Origin of the sequence: Telmatospirillum siberiense, from assembly GCF_002845745.1 — a bacterium.
Classification (GTDB): Bacteria; Pseudomonadota; Alphaproteobacteria; order Rhodospirillales; family Magnetospirillaceae; genus Telmatospirillum; species Telmatospirillum siberiense.
In genome coordinates, this window is record NZ_PIUM01000002.1 from 178,545 (window position 1) to 193,728 (window position 15,184).

A 15,184-nucleotide genomic window follows, 5' to 3' on the forward strand; every position below is an offset into this window, starting at 1 on the left:
CGCTCTTTCACGTCTCCGATATATCAATCGCCATTCGGAAAAATTTGAAAATTAAACAAATTTCTAAAATCAATACTTAAAATATCGAAAATATTAACTTTATTTACCAAGTAACATTATTAATATTTTTCATTTTATAATGATATTCAGATTTATCATGGTGTAATGCGCATCTCGTATAGTGATCACAATTCCGTAGCCGCCGGAGGGAACCTCGCCGTAATTTATTCCTGTAAAAACATTATGGAAATAGGAAGACTTTTTGAAGCCGCCTTGTCATGATCATTGCTATCGGAATTGACGATGAACGGTCTTGCCATGTTCGATCCTGTCCTTCTCTCCACCTTCGTGGAGGTGGCTCGCGCGGGCAGCTTTTCCGAAGCTGGTCGTCGCCTCGGTTTGTCCCAGTCCACCGTCAGCGAGCAGGTCCGCCGTCTGGAGCGTCTGGCCGAGCGCCGTCTTTTCGTGCGCGATACTCATCGGGTGGCCTTGACGGCGGATGGCGATGCGATGGTCCGCTTTGCGCGCACCATTCTCGACGTCAACGAACATGCCAGGCGCTATTTCGCGGGTTCCGCCAAGCGGCAGCGGCTTCGGCTGGGGGCGTCGGAGAATTTCGTACGCAGCCGACTGCCGTCGGTCCTGCATGATTTCCTGTCCCGCACTTCCGATGTCGATCTCGAACTCACCGTTGGATTGAGCGATTCTCTTTTCGACCTGCTTGATGCGGGGGAACTGGATATGGTTCTCGGCAAGCGAAGGCCGGGGGAGGCGCGGGGCCAGTTGATCCGGCGGGAAAGGATGGTCTGGATCGGAACGCACGGCACCGTGGTCCGGCCGGAGACGCCCATTCCGCTCGTGATGTATCCCCCGCCCAGCATGTCTCGCGCCATGGCCATTGAGGCGTTGGAAAAGGCGGGACTCGCCTGGAGGATCGTCTGCACCTGCGATGGGTTGATGGGGTTGCAGGCGGCGACCTTGGGTGGCTTCGGGGTGATGGTTCAGCCGCAGAGCATGATTCCGGCGGGGCTGATCGAACTGCCGCCGTCACCGATGCTGCCCGATCTCGGGGACGTTGAGTTCGTCGTGGCTTCGGCCACCCGTCATCCCCGGGGGGCGACGGCCGAACTCACCGAGGTGCTCCTGAGGCACTGATGGCGTGACGCAGAAAAAACGTCATTTTTTATAGAGAATCCCCGTGCCCCTCGCGAGTGAGACGGGTGTTTACCCGTAAGCCTTGAAAGCGGGGTCACCGGCGAGCGTCGAGCGCCTTGGCGAGAGCGCAAAATTCCGCGACCGTCAATTCCTCGGCGCGGACGGTCGGAGAAATGGATGCGGCCTCCAGCAACGCATCGCTGTCGCCCAGAGCCTTCAGGCTCGATCGCAACATCTTGCGGCGTTGTCCGAAAGCGGCGGCGGTGACCTTCTCCAGGCTTTCCATGCGGACCGGTGCCAGAGGGAGTGCTCTCGGCACCAGGTGAACCACCGTGCTGACGACTTTCGGCGGCGGGGTGAAGGCTTCCCGGGCAATATTGAAGAGGGGGCGGACGTCGCAACGCCATTGCGTGATGACCGACAGGCGTCCGTAATCGGAATCGCCCGGCGCGGCGGCCAGGCGATCGACGACTTCCTTCTGGAACATCAAGGTCAGGCTTTCGAAGGCGTCGGCTTGCCGCAGCCATCCGATGAGCAAAGCCGTCGAAATGTTGTAGGGCAGGTTGGCGACGATCCGGCGTGGAGCATCGCCCAGAGTGGACGCGTCGATCGCCAGGGCATCGCCGGCGACGACCTCAAGGCGCCCCGGATAGGCTTCGGCGATTTCCCGTTGGATAAGAACAGCCCGATCATCCCGTTCGACGGCGATGACGAGACGGGCGCCGGCCTCCAGCAGGGCCCGCGTCAATCCGCCGGGGCCGGGGCCGATTTCAATGGTGGTTCCGGCCGACAGATCTCCGGCGGACCGGGCGATACGTCCGGTCAGGTTGAGATCGAACAGGAAGTGCTGTCCGAGAGATTTGCGCGCGGCCAAGCCATGCGCCTTGATGACGTCGCGCAAAGGGGGGAGGGGGTGTTCAGCCACGGTGGTCCGCCATTGTCCGCGCCATGGTCAGCGCGGCGATCAGGCTGTCGGGATGGGCCCGTCCGCTGCCCGCCAAATCGAGGGCGGTGCCGTGATCGGGGGAGGTGCGGATGAAGGGCAATCCCAGCGTGACATTGACCCCGCCATCGAAGTCCAATGTCTTCAGGGGAATCAACGCCTGATCATGGTACATGCAGAGGGCCGCGTCATATCCCGCCCGCGCCCTGGGATGGAACATGGTATCGGCGGCAAGGGGGCCGAAGGCGTCGATTCCTTGACGGCAGAGGGACTCCACCGCCGGCCTCACGATTTCCTCGTCCTCCGATCCCATGGCGCCATTCTCGCCGGCGTGTGGATTGAGGCCGGCGACGGCCAGACGAGGGCTTGAGATGCCGAAGTCCTCCCGCAAAGCCTTGGCCGTCAAAATTCCGGTGTCGACGATCTCATCGATCGACAGCGCCGCGATGGCCGCCCTGAGCGGCAGATGGACGGTGACGGGGACGACCTTGAGCTGCGGCGCGGCCAGCATCATGACCACGCGGGGGCTTTCTGCCAGCGCGGCGAGAAATTCCGTATGGCCGGGAAAGGGGAAGCCCGCGTCGTAAAGAACCTTCTTATGGATCGGATTGGTGACCACGGCGGCCGCTTGTCCGGACCGGGTCAGTCGCACCGCCTCTTCGATCGCGGCGATAACGGCCTGGGCGTTGGCCGGGTCGGTGATTCCTGGCCGACTGGGGGATGGCAGTGATCGGTGCAGGACGGGCAGAGCGTCATCGAAGCAGGCGAGCGCCTGCTCGGGATGGTCGATCGGTTGGATCCGCACTCCCGGATCCAACCGATCGGCAAGCCTGGTCACCCTGTCGGCATCGTCGATGAGGAAGAAGGGCGCCAGGTCCGCCGTCTTTCTGCGCCGCCAGGCGGCCAGGGCGATGTCCCCGCCGATTCCGGCGGGTTCGCCCATGGTCAGCGCCAATGGCAGGGCCTTCGTCACGGATGAGCCTGCCTGGTCAGACGCGGATCTCGACGAAAGCGGCGCGTCGAAGATCCCGCAGATACCGTCTCGCCATGATGTCCATCTGGTCGTCTTCCAGACGCGTGCGGATTTCGTCGCGCGACGGCAAGCCGCCTTTCGGGTCGATGCGTCCGCACACGGTGAACAGCCGGCGGACGTTGCCGTCGTCCATCGGCTGGCTTAGCTGGCCCTGTTTAAGGTCGAGGACCAGCGCCGCGATGGCCGGAGGAATTTCGGAACGTCTGACCTTGGCGTTCCGATTATATTCCGCCGTGGCGACGTTCTGCTTGAGCCGCTGTTCATAATCATCGCAGCTCTTGCCGGATGCGATGACGTCGCGCACCTGCTGCAACTGCGCATCGCGTTCAGCTGGAGTGGAGCCCGGCAGGATGGGCAATTGGATGGTCATGATGTCGTAGAACGGCTCGGTTTCTTCGCTTTGACCGGCGATGCGCTTATCGCGCAGCAGCATAATATGGTAGCCGTCCACAGTGCGGATGGGCGGGGTGATGTTGCCTTTGTCGAGCTTGGCCAAGGCGTCCGTCAGTTCGTCGTCCAGGGATCCTTGCGAAACCCAGCCGAGATCGCCGCCGGCCGCGCCGGTCTGGCTGAATTGGCGGGCCAGAGCGGGGAAGGGCGCACCCTGGCGCATCTGTTCGATCAGGCGCTCGGCCAGCGTTCTGACCTCGGTATCGCGTCGTGGGTCATCGACCGAGAGAAAAATTTCGGCGACCAGATATTCCGGTTTGCCGAGGTTGGCTTTCAGGGTGGCCAATCGGGCGTCGATCTCGGCCTCGCCGACATGCAGATCGGGGATCAACTCGTGCCGGACCACACGCACCCAGCTCATTTCGGCGTTGATCTGCTGGCGCAGGGTTTCGAGTTCGATGCCCTTGCTCTGCAGAAACGGTTCGAACGCTCCGGGCGGCATGCGGTTCTGACGTTCGATATTATTGATGCTGTTGGCGATTTCGGCGGGGGCCACGGTGATCTTGAGCCGCTTCGCCTCCTGCGTCTTCAGGCGGTCGTCGACCAGGCCGCGCAGAACCTGGGGGCCGATCCTGGTACGGGATTCCAGCGTATCGGGGAGATTGGACGAGGCCAGCGCCAGACGCATGCGCTGCTCAAGATCGTGCAGCGTGATGATGTCGTCGTTGACCACGGCGGCGACCCGTTCGGTCTCCTGGGCGGCGAGGGGAGCACTGCAGACCAGCAGGATAGCCAGGCCACGCAGAACGAGAAGGAATTGAGAGCGGATCGTCATCATGGTTCAGAATACGTCCACAGGGAATTGGGCCAAAGTCTTGAAGTTGATGCTGAGCGTGAAATAGTGCCCCGCAGTGAAGGTCTTGACGGTGGTGTGGCTGGAACCGGCGTTGGCGGTTATCTGGAAACACTCGTCTTCGTAAATCACCCTGACGCCCGTCTGTAGCGGGGCGGCGCCGGCGCCAAGATTCTGCGTAGTGTATAGCTGTGTCGACCAATAATGCGAAGCCTGCACCGACAGGGTCCCGGTCAGTTGTTCTCGCGCGTCGAACAGGCTGGTGGGATTCAACCGATCGTAAAAAACATAACTCGTCTGCAAATTCAACGGCTTCGGTCCGATGGACGTGTTGATCTCGCTGCGCCGCAGGGTCAGGCTGTCCTTATCCATCCTGAAGCCGTATTGCACGGTGAAATTGGAGGACGGCGAAACCCCGGCCCGTCCGACGATATCCGAGACATGATGGTCGAGACCACTGCCTTGTGGGAATACCGCCTCCGGATGCACCTGGTAGGACTGTCCGAGCACGACATCCGCCGTTCCCATGCCGCGATTGACGATGGTGTATTGTCCACCATAGGCCACGCGCGGCCCGGTCAGCACACGATCATATCCCGTGCCGGGATTGGCTTTGAAGATGTTGGTGTCGTCCAGTTCGAAATCGAGGCTGTCCTCGTTCGGGATCTTGCTGGTGTTGCCGCCATAAGGGCTGGCCGTCGCGACGACGATCGGCGAAATGGTTTGAGAGGAATGTTCTCCCAGCCGGGTGAATGGGTAGCGCCAATCGACGGATGCCATGGGAATCGATCGGGCCCGGTTATATTGTTTGTTGTCGTCGGTTGTGACGTGGTCGCTGTTGTAGCCGTCGGCCCGGACCGACGCGCTGATCTTGTAGATCTCGCCGTCGGCGGCGGTATAGGGCAGGTTCCAGCCCGTCAAGGTATTGACCCGCCGGCTGTTAACCCCGTCCTGGCGGGTGATCACCGCGGCGTGGGTGTCGAAATTCCAATAGCTGCCGTAGCGGCCGGGATTGCCTACATAGCTGTAGGTGGCCATCGGGAAGACCACCGGCGACTTCGGGGTGGTTGAGGTGGGCGTGCTCAGGCTTTGGAACGAATAGGCCTCGAAAGCCGTATAACTCCGTTCGTCGAAGCCTTCCAGGTAGGGGCGGGAGGTCAGATAGGGCTGGGGCGTGTGGTAACCGAAGGTGGTCAGGTAATAGCGGTCGGAGGCCCGCTGGACCGCATATCCCGCTCTCCAGGTGTCGTCCAGGTCGAAACGGCCGTAGGCATCCACATGCCAACCGACCGTCGCCTTGGTTTCGACGGTCGATTCCGGCATGTTGGTGACGCTGAACGTCGTCTTGGTGCCGCCGTAAATGTTCCGCCAGCGATGAACGAGGGCCAGTTGCTCGTAATTGCCGTCGTTGCTGGAGCTTGAACTGCTGCTGCTGCTGCTGCTGCTGCTGCTCAATCCGCTGACGGTCGCCATGGGGGTCAAGGTGATGTCCTGATAGGGATCGATCACCTGGAAATAAGGGATGCGGATGCCAGTGCCGACGATGGTGTTATTGAGAACGGACGGCGGCAGCAATCCGCTTTTGCGTTTTATCGTCGGATCGGCGTGCGAGAGATAGGGGGTATAGGCGACGGGGACGCCGTCCATCTCCAGCCAGGCATCGTTATATTCGATGAGATGTTCGATTTCATCGTGGGTGATGCGGTTGGCTTTCATCTGCCAGAGCGGTGGCGATCCGCTATTGTCGGCGCAGGGCTTGCAGGCCGTGTAGACGCCTTTCTCGAAGACGCTGCGGTCGCCGGCGACCCGGTTGCCGCTGTTGGCGGCGATACGCGAGTCATCGACCATCAGGATGCGGATGCCCTTCGTCGTCGCGGTCTTCATATCGCCGGTGAGTTCGATGTAATCGGCGAAGGTTACGTCACCCGTGGTCTCGGTCAGGCTGACGTTGCCGGTGGCGATGATCACGTCCTGCTTCAAATTGTAGGACAAGGCGTCGGCCAGCAGGATCCGCTCGCCCTGATCGACCTCGACGTGACCGCGGGCGGTTACCGTGTTGAGATCGCGATCATGGACGATCTGATCGGCGGTGATCAGGGCCGGCTGGTTTTCGTTCTGCGAGCTCTTGCGCTTTGGGCGCGTGGTGGCTCGCTGCCGCTGGGAACCGCTTCCGGTGGCCGTCGCGGCGTCGGGACTGGCGTCAGCGCTGCTTTTATCCGTTCCGCCCGTCGGCGTGGAGCCGTCAGCGGTGGATTGCTGAGCGTCTGCGGGCAGGCCGAAGGCGACGACGGAGGCGACGGCAAGCATTACGGAGGAAAGACGGCGGGACAAGATTCAGCGCTCTCCTCAGCCTGGCGGTAATCTGACCGCCGGAGCAGCCTTTTTGAACGACGGCGCCAGCAATACCCAGGCTCCGATCACCGAAGGCAGCATGGGGGCCAGGTACATGAGGGGAATCAGGGACAGGTTCCTGGTGGCCAAATTCGAAACGCCCAGTGCCATCGCTTGAATCAGCACCATCAGGATGATGGCGAGAATCAGGCGGTCCATCTGGCCTCGCCGATTGAACCACCCGGACAACAGGCAGGCCGTCGCCAGAAAGGCGAAGGAAAAATGATAAAGCGGAGAAGACAGGCGTTGGTGTCCCTCGACGCGGAATTGACGAAATGCGGTTGAGCCCACTTGCGCCTCGGTGACAGAAAAAAGTTCTTTTGTCGGCCGCTCGCGGGCATCGCGCGAGCGTTCCTCCGTTGGATCGGAGGAGTCATTGAATTCCATCGCATAATTGTCGAAATATAGCAACGAAAGGCGATCGGATCCGCGCGTTACCTGTTCTCTGGTGCCATTGATCATCAAGACCTTCGGCGTGCCGTTGTCGGTCTTGATCAGAGCACCCCGTTCCGCCATCAAAGTGATGGTGTTCATCGGATTGCGCCGGTCATAGACGATGATGCCCAACAACTCGCCGGCGGGGCTGCGGGCCTTGACATAGACGGTGAGGCCGGTGCCGATCTGATTGAACTGGCCCTCCTGCAGCATGACGTTGGTCGCACTGGAGCGGAGCGCCCACTGTAACTGGTGGAACTCCTCCACGGCCCGCGGGATGACCCAGATATTGAATACGAAACCGATGACCGTGCTGATGCCGGCGAGGAGCAGCGCCGGTTGGGCGAGGGTCCAGTGGCTGAGCCCCGCGGCGCGCAGAACTACGAGTTCCCGGTCGGCGATCAGCTTGTTGTAGGTGAACAAGACGACGGCGAACAGTGAGACTGGCAGAATGACGGTCAGCAGGTTGGGCATCACCAGAAGCGTCAGCTTCAGGAAAATGCCGACCGAAGCCCCCTTGTTGACGGTCAGTTCAACAAAGCGCAGTGATTGCGTCAGCCAAAGGATCGTGGTCAGACCGATGGTGACCAGCACCATGCCGACGGCGAGTTGACGCAGGATATAGCGGACGATTCCCAGCATGCGGCCGGATTATGACGGCGGACTGTGACGAAGAACAGGCAAAACCTGGGTGCGCTGTCGTTTTCCCGACGGCGTTCGGCCGTTTGTCCCGCGGATGAGTATGGTGCGTCGGGTCAAGATCTCGAAATCCGCGTCCGCTTATACGATTTTGCCGGGATTCATCAGGCCGCGAGGGTCGAAGGCCGCTTTGATCCGTTTCATCAGATCCAACTCCAATGGCGCCTTGTAATGTGCCAGTTCGTTTTTCTTCAATTGGCCGATGCCATGTTCGGCGCTGATCGACCCCTGTATGCCGACGACGATGTCGTGAACGATTCTGTTCATGCGGGCCCATTCGCCGATATAGGCCTGTTTGTCGGCGCCGATCGGCTGGCTCAGATTGAAGTGGATATTGCCGTCGCCGACATGACCGAAGGGCACGGGGCGGATGCCGGGGATGGCGGCTTCCACGGCCAGGCTTGCCTGGCGGATGAACTCGGGGACCGCCGAAATCGGGACGGAGACATCGTGCTTGATGCTTCCCCCCTCACGTTTCTGGGCTTCCGGGATGCCTTCGCGGATGCGCCACAGGGCCTGCTGCCGTTCGGACGAGGAGGCAATAACGGCATCGACCACCTCGCCTTCCTCCATGGCGTCACCGAGCAAGGTTTCGAGGCTCTCCTGGAGATTGGCGTCGGCGCGCGACGAGGACAGCTCCATCAGGACGTACCAGTCATGACGCTCGGCCAGGGGGTCGGTTACTCCATGGACGTGTTTCACGGCTATTTCGAGTCCGATCCGGGGGATCAGCTCGAATGTGGTGACGCTGTCGCCGGTGGCCGCGCGGGCGCGCGACAGGAGGGCAAGCGCCGCGTCGAGGGAGCCGAGCGCGCAGAACGCCGTCTGGATGTCCGTGGGTTTCGGGAACAGCTTGAGTACCGCGGCGGTGATGATGCCCAGGGAGCCTTCGCTGCCGATGAACAGATGCTTGAGATCGTAACCGGTGTTGTCCTTGCGCAGGGTGCGCAGCCCGTCCCAAATCCGCCCATCGGGAAGAACCACCTCAAGACCCATGACCAAGTCCCGGGCATTTCCGTAACGCAGAACACCCGCGCCGCCGGCATTGGTGGCGATGGTCCCGCCGATTTGAGCGCTGCCCTCGGCACCGAAGCTCAGGGGATAGAGGCAATCTGCGTCGCTGGCCGTGTCCTGCACCGTCTGCAAGATGACGCCGGCTTCGACCGTCATGGTGAAATTCACCGGATCGATAGCGCGGATCTTGTTCATCCGCGACACATTGAGAATGATTTCCGAGCCTGTGGTGTCGGGGGACGCACCACCGCAGAGGCCGGTATTGCCGCCCTGCGGCACGATGCCGATACCCTGTTCGGCGCAAAGGCGAACGACCGCCGCCACTTCCTCGGTGGATCCGGGACGGACGACCGCGAGAGCCTTTCCGTGGAAAAGGCCGCGCTGCTCTTCCAGATATGGGGCCATCTCGGATGCGCCGGTCAGCAAGCCTTGCGGTCCGACGACGGCGGCGATGCGCGCCAGAATGTCTTGGGTCATGGTTCCAGCATTTAACGCCAACAGCGCTTGGAGACAAGCGTTGTTGGGGGCTCCGTCCGCGGTGTCAGGCGCGGGGCGCGGCGGCGCGGCGCAAGCGGTCGTTGATGGCCAGGCCGAGACCGTTCTCGGGGATCGGCATCACGGCGATTCCCTCGAATTCGTTCCGGTCGAGGCTCCGCAGCATGGAAAAGAGATTGGCGGCCGCTTCGGCCAGATCGCCTGTGGGGCTGAGGTTGAGCGTGGCGCCGTCCGCCCGTCCGAACGCGAGCAAAGCCTCGTTCTCGCGGACGTTGGATGCGTTCAGGCGGACCGGCAGGTTGGGCGCATAGTGGCTGCTCAGCATGCCCGGCGATCGGGGGGCATTCGGCTGGTCGGCACCGGCCACCCACACGTCTCCCAGGATTTCCCTCAGGGTTTCAAGGGTGACGCCACCCGGCCGCAGCAGGGTCGGCGAGGCAGTCGAGAGGTCGATCACCGTCGATTCGACGCCGACCTGACAGGGGCCGCCGTCGAGAATCATCGCCAGTGCCTGGCCCAATCCTTCGTCGACGTGGCGGGCCGTGGTCGGGCTGATCCGTCCCGACGGGTTGGCGCTCGGCCCCGCGATCGGAATCCCCACGGCTTCAAACAGCGCCAGGGCGACAGGATGCGACGGCACCCGCACGGCGACGCTATCCAATCCCGCCGAGGCCAACAGGGAGACCGGCGAACCCGGTCGGCGCGGAAGCACCATGGTCAGGGGGCCGGGCCAGAAGCGCTTCGCCAGGCGGTGAGCCCGTTCGTCCATGATCACCGCCTCCTCGAACGATCGGGCGTTGGGGCCGTGAATGATCAGGGGATTGAAGGCGGGACGCCCTTTGGCTGCGAAAATCGCGGCGACGGCAAGGTCATTGGTGGCGTCGCCCCCCAGGCCGTAAACCGTTTCGGTGGGGAAGGCGACCAAAGAGCCGGAACGAAGCAGGCCGGCGGCCTCGGCGATGGCTGCGGCGGTGGGTGCGATGATGGACATGGTCACTGTTCAAAAGCGGGGCGCAAAAGGCGCCGATTGCTGGAACGCGAGGGGGAAAACGTCAAATAGCAAAAGCCCCGGACAAATGAAAGGGCCGCCTTTCAGGAAGGCGGCCCCAGTTCGCTTGTTTTTTGGAGCGGACCATCGATTTTCGTGATCCGGAGCCACGTCACCGCAAAGGCATGTGCGGCGGCTGAAAGGTGGGCGATGTCATCGCTCACGGCCACCATAATCTATCAATCCCTAATTAAAGTCAAGGAAACGCTGATCGCGTACCGGTGGGGTTTATCGCAGGGCCGGGCGTTCCGTGCCCCAGGCGACGAAGGGTGGATTGGTAAAACCGGGCTTGCCATAGACGAGGGCCGAGCCGTCCGGTTGGCTGAGACAACCGCCGGCCGCGGCGAGAATGGCATGTCCGGCGGCAATGTCCCATTCCATGGTGGGGCCGAAGCGGGGATAGAGATCGGCCTCGCCGGCGGCGATCAGGGCGAATTTCAGCGAACTTCCGGAGTTGCGGATTTCGGAGACGGAAAATGGGCGGATGAAGGACTCGAACTGTTCTGGATTGCGGTGCGAGCGGCTGGACAGCACGGTCAGTCCCCGCTCCGGCGGTATGCGGCAGTGGATGGGTCTGGGCGCGGCGCCTTTCTCCTCGACGCTCGCCTCGTCGGGGACGGCGGCGAACATGCGGTCCAGGACGGGCGCGTAAAGCACCCCCAGGCGGGGTGCGCCATCCCAGATCAGCCCGATATTGACCGTGAATTCTCCGTTGCGATTGACGAATTCCTTGGTGCCGTCCAGGGGATCGACGAGCCAGAATCGTCCACCGGACACATCGACCTGGGCGCCGGCCGACATGGCTTCCTCCGAGACAATCGGAATATCCGGCGCGATCTGGCGCAATCCGGCCAGGATGATGGCTTCCGCGCGCAGGTCCGCCTCGGTGACCGGGGAGGCGTCGTCCTTGCGGGTAACGGCGAAGTCGCTTCCATAGACGTCGAGAATGGCTTTGCCCGCCTCGCGGGCCAGGGATTTGATGGTGGGAAGCATCCGGTAAAAATCGATCACGGGGAAAAGCCTCTGGTCTTCGGGAGGGAGAAAGACTTTCTCCCGGCCAGTCCTTCCGATCAACCCTCTTCGCTCATGAATCCGGGCGCTCGTCGAATTCGACCGCGTGGAAACGTCGGGCGGTGAAGGAGTGTGACCAATGATGGTCGGGCAAGCCGGCCTTGCGTTTCAAATGGTGGAGGAAATCCTTGGGATCGGGCAGCATCTCCCACACGATCGGCAGGAACAGCGCCCGGTGTGTTCCATCCTCGATGATCAGGCCGTCCTCGCGGGGGCGCAATTGGGCCAGGAGATCGGCTTCGCTGGTGAAGCGAATCGGCTCCGGCGGAGTCAGCACCGAAAGCGATAGCTCGATCTCCCCCCATTCCGCCGGGCTCAGCGGCGTGAAGCGCGGGTCGCGGAAGGCGGCGGCCGTGGCATTGTCGAGAATGTCGTCGGCCAGGGGCCGCCAGGCGACGGCGGACCCGATACATCCACGGAGATCCCCGTGCTTCTTCAAGGTTACGAAACTGGCACCGGGCGCGTCCAGGAATGCCGGCAGGCCTTGCGGGCGCGGGCAGTCCTGCCCGTTCAGCCGGGCATTGATGGATTGACGGGCCAGGGCGAGCAACAAGGGGGCGTGCCGGCGCAAGGTCGCCGCGCCGTTTTCCTGCTGGTCCCGCGTGCCGGACAGGTTTTCCTTCGGACGGAATATCCAGCCGCCATAGCCGACGACCCGGTCGCGCGGCCCGGCGGTATCGCCGGAATTGCGCAGGTCGAGGGTTTCCACGGTCAGGCCGTGGCGACGGGCCTCGAGAAGAAGGCCGGCGATGGGGGTGCGCCCACAAGCCTGGTCGTAAGCGATGGCGCCCAGATCGAGCCGTTCGATCGCCCGACTGGTGGTCCCGTCCATTTGCCGGGCGTGGTCGTAGTCATGATAATGGCTGAGGTCGGAACTGACGACGACCAGCGTTTCATTCCCACCCCAGAGCGCTTCCATCGCGGCGGCCACCAGTTCCGGAGAGGCGTCGCCCACCACCACGGGAATCAGGGTGAAATCGTCGAGGACGGTTTGCAGAAACGGCAGATGCACCTCAAGGCTGTGTTCCTGGGCGTGCGCGGCGTCGAGGGTGGCCACCCCTTGCAGGCGGAGCAGGCCGCCGATGGCTTGCCGATCGAGGGGGACGCGGCCCAGCGGCGTTTCGAAAAAATCCACCGACGGCACGGCAAGCCCGGGAAAGGCCACCCGGTGCGAGGGGCCGAACAGCACGACGCGGCGGATCTCCCGCCGGGCCTCTTTGATCCGGGCGTAAACGCTGGCCGCGATCGGTCCCGAATAGACGTAGCCGGCATGAGGGGCGATGATCGCCTTGGGGAAGGGCGCGTCGGCCTCCTCGGCCCGCTTCGCCGGCGCGCCGTCCAGGAACCGCCGCACGTCACCCGCGAGAATCGCGGGGTCGGCCGCATAGAACATGCCGGCGACGGCGGCATGACGGACGAGACTCATGGTCTGCCCCGCAGGTTGTTCGACGAAGGGTGCCTTAAGTTTAACGCAAAGCGGGAGTTCTCAGAAGCGGCAAGGCATCTAAGGGCTCGTCGCGAGACAATCGCTCCGACCCTTCGTTTCATATGACGCTTCCGCTTCGCTCCAGCGGGCTCAAGCGTCGCTCGGGCTTAAGGGCCCGTTGTTTCGATAATTCATTAACGGGCCCTAAAAGTGGTGGTGCGCTCTTCGGCTCAAAGTCCGCATTGACCGCGATGGCGCAGCAGGTGGTCGGCCAGGGTCACCGCCAGCATGGCTTCGGCCACCGGAACGCCGCGGATGGCCACGCAGGGGTCGTGGCGCCCCTTGGTCGAAACGTCCACGTCGTTGCCCTGCCGGTCGACGGAGGCCTGCGGCGAGAGGATCGAGCTCGTCGGTTTGATCGCCATGCGGGCGACGATGGTCTGTCCCGTCGAGATGCCCCCCAGAATGCCGCCGGCATGATTGGACTGGAAGGCGACCTTGCCATCCTGCATCCTCATCTGATCGGCGTTTTCCTCGCCTGAAAGGAGGGCTGCTGCGAATCCGTCGCCGATCTCCACGCCCTTGACCGCGTTGATGCTCATCAGGGCCTTGGCGATATCGGCGTCGAGCTTGTCATAGACCGGCTCGCCCAGGCCGACGGGCACGTTCTCGGCCACCACCTCGACGATACCGCCGATGGAGGAGCCGCTTTTGCGAATGCCGTCCAGGTAATCGGCCCATTGTTCGGCCGCCTGGGCGTCGGGGCACCAGAAAGGATTATCGCCGACCGCCGTCCAATCCCAACGGCTTCTATCGATGGCATGGGGCCCCATCCGGACCATGGCGCCGCGAATGACGACACCACCCGGCACCAGGCTGTCGAGCACCTTGCGGGCGACGGCGCCGGCGGCGACGCGCATCGCCGTTTCACGGGCGGACGAGCGCCCGCCCCCCCGATAGTCGCGGATGCCGTACTTCGCCTGATAGGTATAGTCGGCGTGACCGGGGCGGAAGCGTTCGGCGATTTCGGAATAGTCCTTCGATCGCTGGTCGGTGTTTTCGATCAGCAGGCCGACCGGTGTTCCGGTGGTCCGGTCTTCGAAAACACCGGAGAGGATTTTCACCTCGTCGGCTTCACGGCGCTGGGTGGTATAACGCGACTGGCCCGGCTTGCGCCGGTCCAGCCACGGTTGGATGTCGTTTTCGCTCAAGGCGATACGCGGCGGCACGCCATCGATCACGCAGCCGATCGCCGGCCCATGGCTTTCGCCGAAGGTGGTGAAACGGAACAGGGTGCCGAAGGCGTTGCCGGCCATGGGCGATCACTCCACGACGGAAATATCGGGAGCGTCGACGGCTTTCATGCCGACGACGTGATAGCCGGCGTCCACGTGATGGACTTCGCCGGTGACGCCGCTTGACAGATCGGACAGGAGATAGAGGCCCGACCGGCCGACATCATCGATAGTGACGTTGCGCTTCAAGGGCGAGTTGTACTGATTCCATTTCAGAATATAGCGGAAGTCGCCGATGCCCGAAGCGGCCAGGGTTTTGATCGGTCCGGCCGACAGAGCGTTGACGCGGATGTTCTTGCCACCCAGGTCGACCGCCAGATAACGGACGCTGGCTTCGAGAGCCGCCTTCGCCACGCCCATCACGTTGTAGTGCGGCATCACCCGTTCCGCGCCATAATAGGTGAGCGTTACCAGGCTGCCGCCTTCGGTCATCAAGGGAACGGCCCGCTTGGTGATCGCGGTGAAGGAGTAGCACGAGATGAGCATCGTGCGGCTGAAGTTGTCGGCCGAGGTATCGACGTACTGGCCCTTCAGTTCTTCCTTGTCGGAATAGGCGATGGCATGCACGACGAAATCGAGGCGACCCCATTTTTTTGCAAGGGTGTCGAAAACGGCGTCGATGCTGCTTTCATCGGTTACGTCGCAAGGCAGGACCACATCGCAACCGATGCCCTCGGCCAGCGGGCGGACCCGCTTTTCCAAAGCTTCGCCTTGAAAGGTGAAGGCCAGTTCGGCACCGTGTTCGTGAGCCGCCTTGGCGATACCCCACGCGATGGAACGATCATTGGCCACGCCCATGACGAGGCCTCTCTTGCCGGCCAGAAGAGCCGAAGAAACGGTCATACAGTCCTCTCTCAGAGATTCTTTGCGCCACACCTGATGGCAAAACGCGCGCATCCTACACCAAAGCGGGATATGGTCAAAGCACGGCGCATC

12 protein-coding genes are annotated in these 15,184 nt (G+C 62.3%); 1 reads left to right on the forward strand and 11 read right to left on the reverse strand.

All coding sequences use genetic code 11. The features are described 5' to 3' along the window. Nucleotides 1-303: 303 nt before the first annotated feature. Nucleotides 304-1,155 carry a LysR family transcriptional regulator gene (locus tag CWS72_RS02735; protein WP_101249028.1) on the forward strand — a complete coding sequence of 284 codons (852 nt, stop codon included), beginning with the start codon at nt 304-306 and terminating at the stop codon, nt 1,153-1,155. A gap of 94 nt (nt 1,156-1,249) precedes the next feature. Here CWS72_RS02735 and rsmA read toward each other — a convergent pair whose 3' ends face one another. The 11 genes from rsmA to fabI form a co-directional block, all read right to left on the reverse strand. Further along, nucleotides 1,250-2,080, reverse strand: coding sequence for a 16S rRNA (adenine(1518)-N(6)/adenine(1519)-N(6))-dimethyltransferase RsmA (gene rsmA / locus CWS72_RS02740; protein WP_101249029.1), 831 nt, complete (start codon nt 2,078-2,080; stop codon nt 1,250-1,252). Beyond that, complete coding sequence (gene pdxA, locus CWS72_RS02745) at nt 2,073-3,071, reverse strand: 4-hydroxythreonine-4-phosphate dehydrogenase PdxA (RefSeq protein WP_101249030.1); 999 nt, start codon at nt 3,069-3,071, stop codon at nt 2,073-2,075. The genes rsmA and pdxA overlap by 8 nt, the downstream gene beginning before the upstream one ends. A 16-nt stretch (nt 3,072-3,087) precedes the next feature. Next, a complete protein-coding gene (locus CWS72_RS02750) occupies nt 3,088-4,359 on the reverse strand; it encodes a peptidylprolyl isomerase (RefSeq protein WP_101249031.1) in 1,272 nt (423 codons plus the stop codon). A gap of 3 nt (nt 4,360-4,362) precedes the next feature. Beyond that, a complete protein-coding gene (locus CWS72_RS02755; protein WP_146002601.1) occupies nt 4,363-6,705 on the reverse strand; it encodes an LPS-assembly protein LptD in 2,343 nt (780 codons plus the stop codon). Nucleotides 6,706-6,720: 15 nt separating this feature from the next. Then, nucleotides 6,721-7,842, reverse strand: coding sequence for an LPS export ABC transporter permease LptF (gene lptF / locus CWS72_RS02760; protein WP_101249033.1), 1,122 nt, complete (start codon nt 7,840-7,842; stop codon nt 6,721-6,723). 138 nt (nt 7,843-7,980) lie between these two features. After that, nucleotides 7,981-9,390 carry an FAD-binding oxidoreductase gene (locus CWS72_RS02765; RefSeq protein WP_101249034.1) on the reverse strand — a complete coding sequence of 470 codons (1,410 nt, stop codon included), beginning with the start codon at nt 9,388-9,390 and terminating at the stop codon, nt 7,981-7,983. 64 nt (nt 9,391-9,454) lie between these two features. Beyond that, nucleotides 9,455-10,399, reverse strand: coding sequence for an L-threonylcarbamoyladenylate synthase (locus tag CWS72_RS02770; RefSeq protein ID WP_101249035.1), 945 nt, complete (start codon nt 10,397-10,399; stop codon nt 9,455-9,457). Nucleotides 10,400-10,684: 285 nt separating this feature from the next. Then, the gene (gene cysQ, locus CWS72_RS02775; protein WP_338056141.1) at nt 10,685-11,467 is read right to left on the reverse strand and encodes a 3'(2'),5'-bisphosphate nucleotidase CysQ; all 783 of its coding nucleotides are present in this window, start codon (nt 11,465-11,467) and stop codon (nt 10,685-10,687) included. A gap of 73 nt (nt 11,468-11,540) precedes the next feature. After that, nucleotides 11,541-12,953: an AmmeMemoRadiSam system protein B gene (gene amrB / locus CWS72_RS02780; RefSeq protein ID WP_101249036.1), complete on the reverse strand. Its 1,413-nt coding sequence runs from the start codon at nt 12,951-12,953 to the stop codon at nt 11,541-11,543. A 230-nt stretch (nt 12,954-13,183) separates the two neighbouring features. Beyond that, nucleotides 13,184-14,269, reverse strand: coding sequence for a chorismate synthase (gene aroC / locus CWS72_RS02785; protein WP_101249037.1), 1,086 nt, complete (start codon nt 14,267-14,269; stop codon nt 13,184-13,186). A gap of 6 nt (nt 14,270-14,275) precedes the next feature. Then, entirely contained in the window at nt 14,276-15,091 is an 816-nt protein-coding gene (fabI, locus tag CWS72_RS02790; RefSeq protein ID WP_101249038.1) for an enoyl-ACP reductase FabI, read from the reverse strand. Between the last annotated feature and the right edge of the window lie 93 nt (nt 15,092-15,184).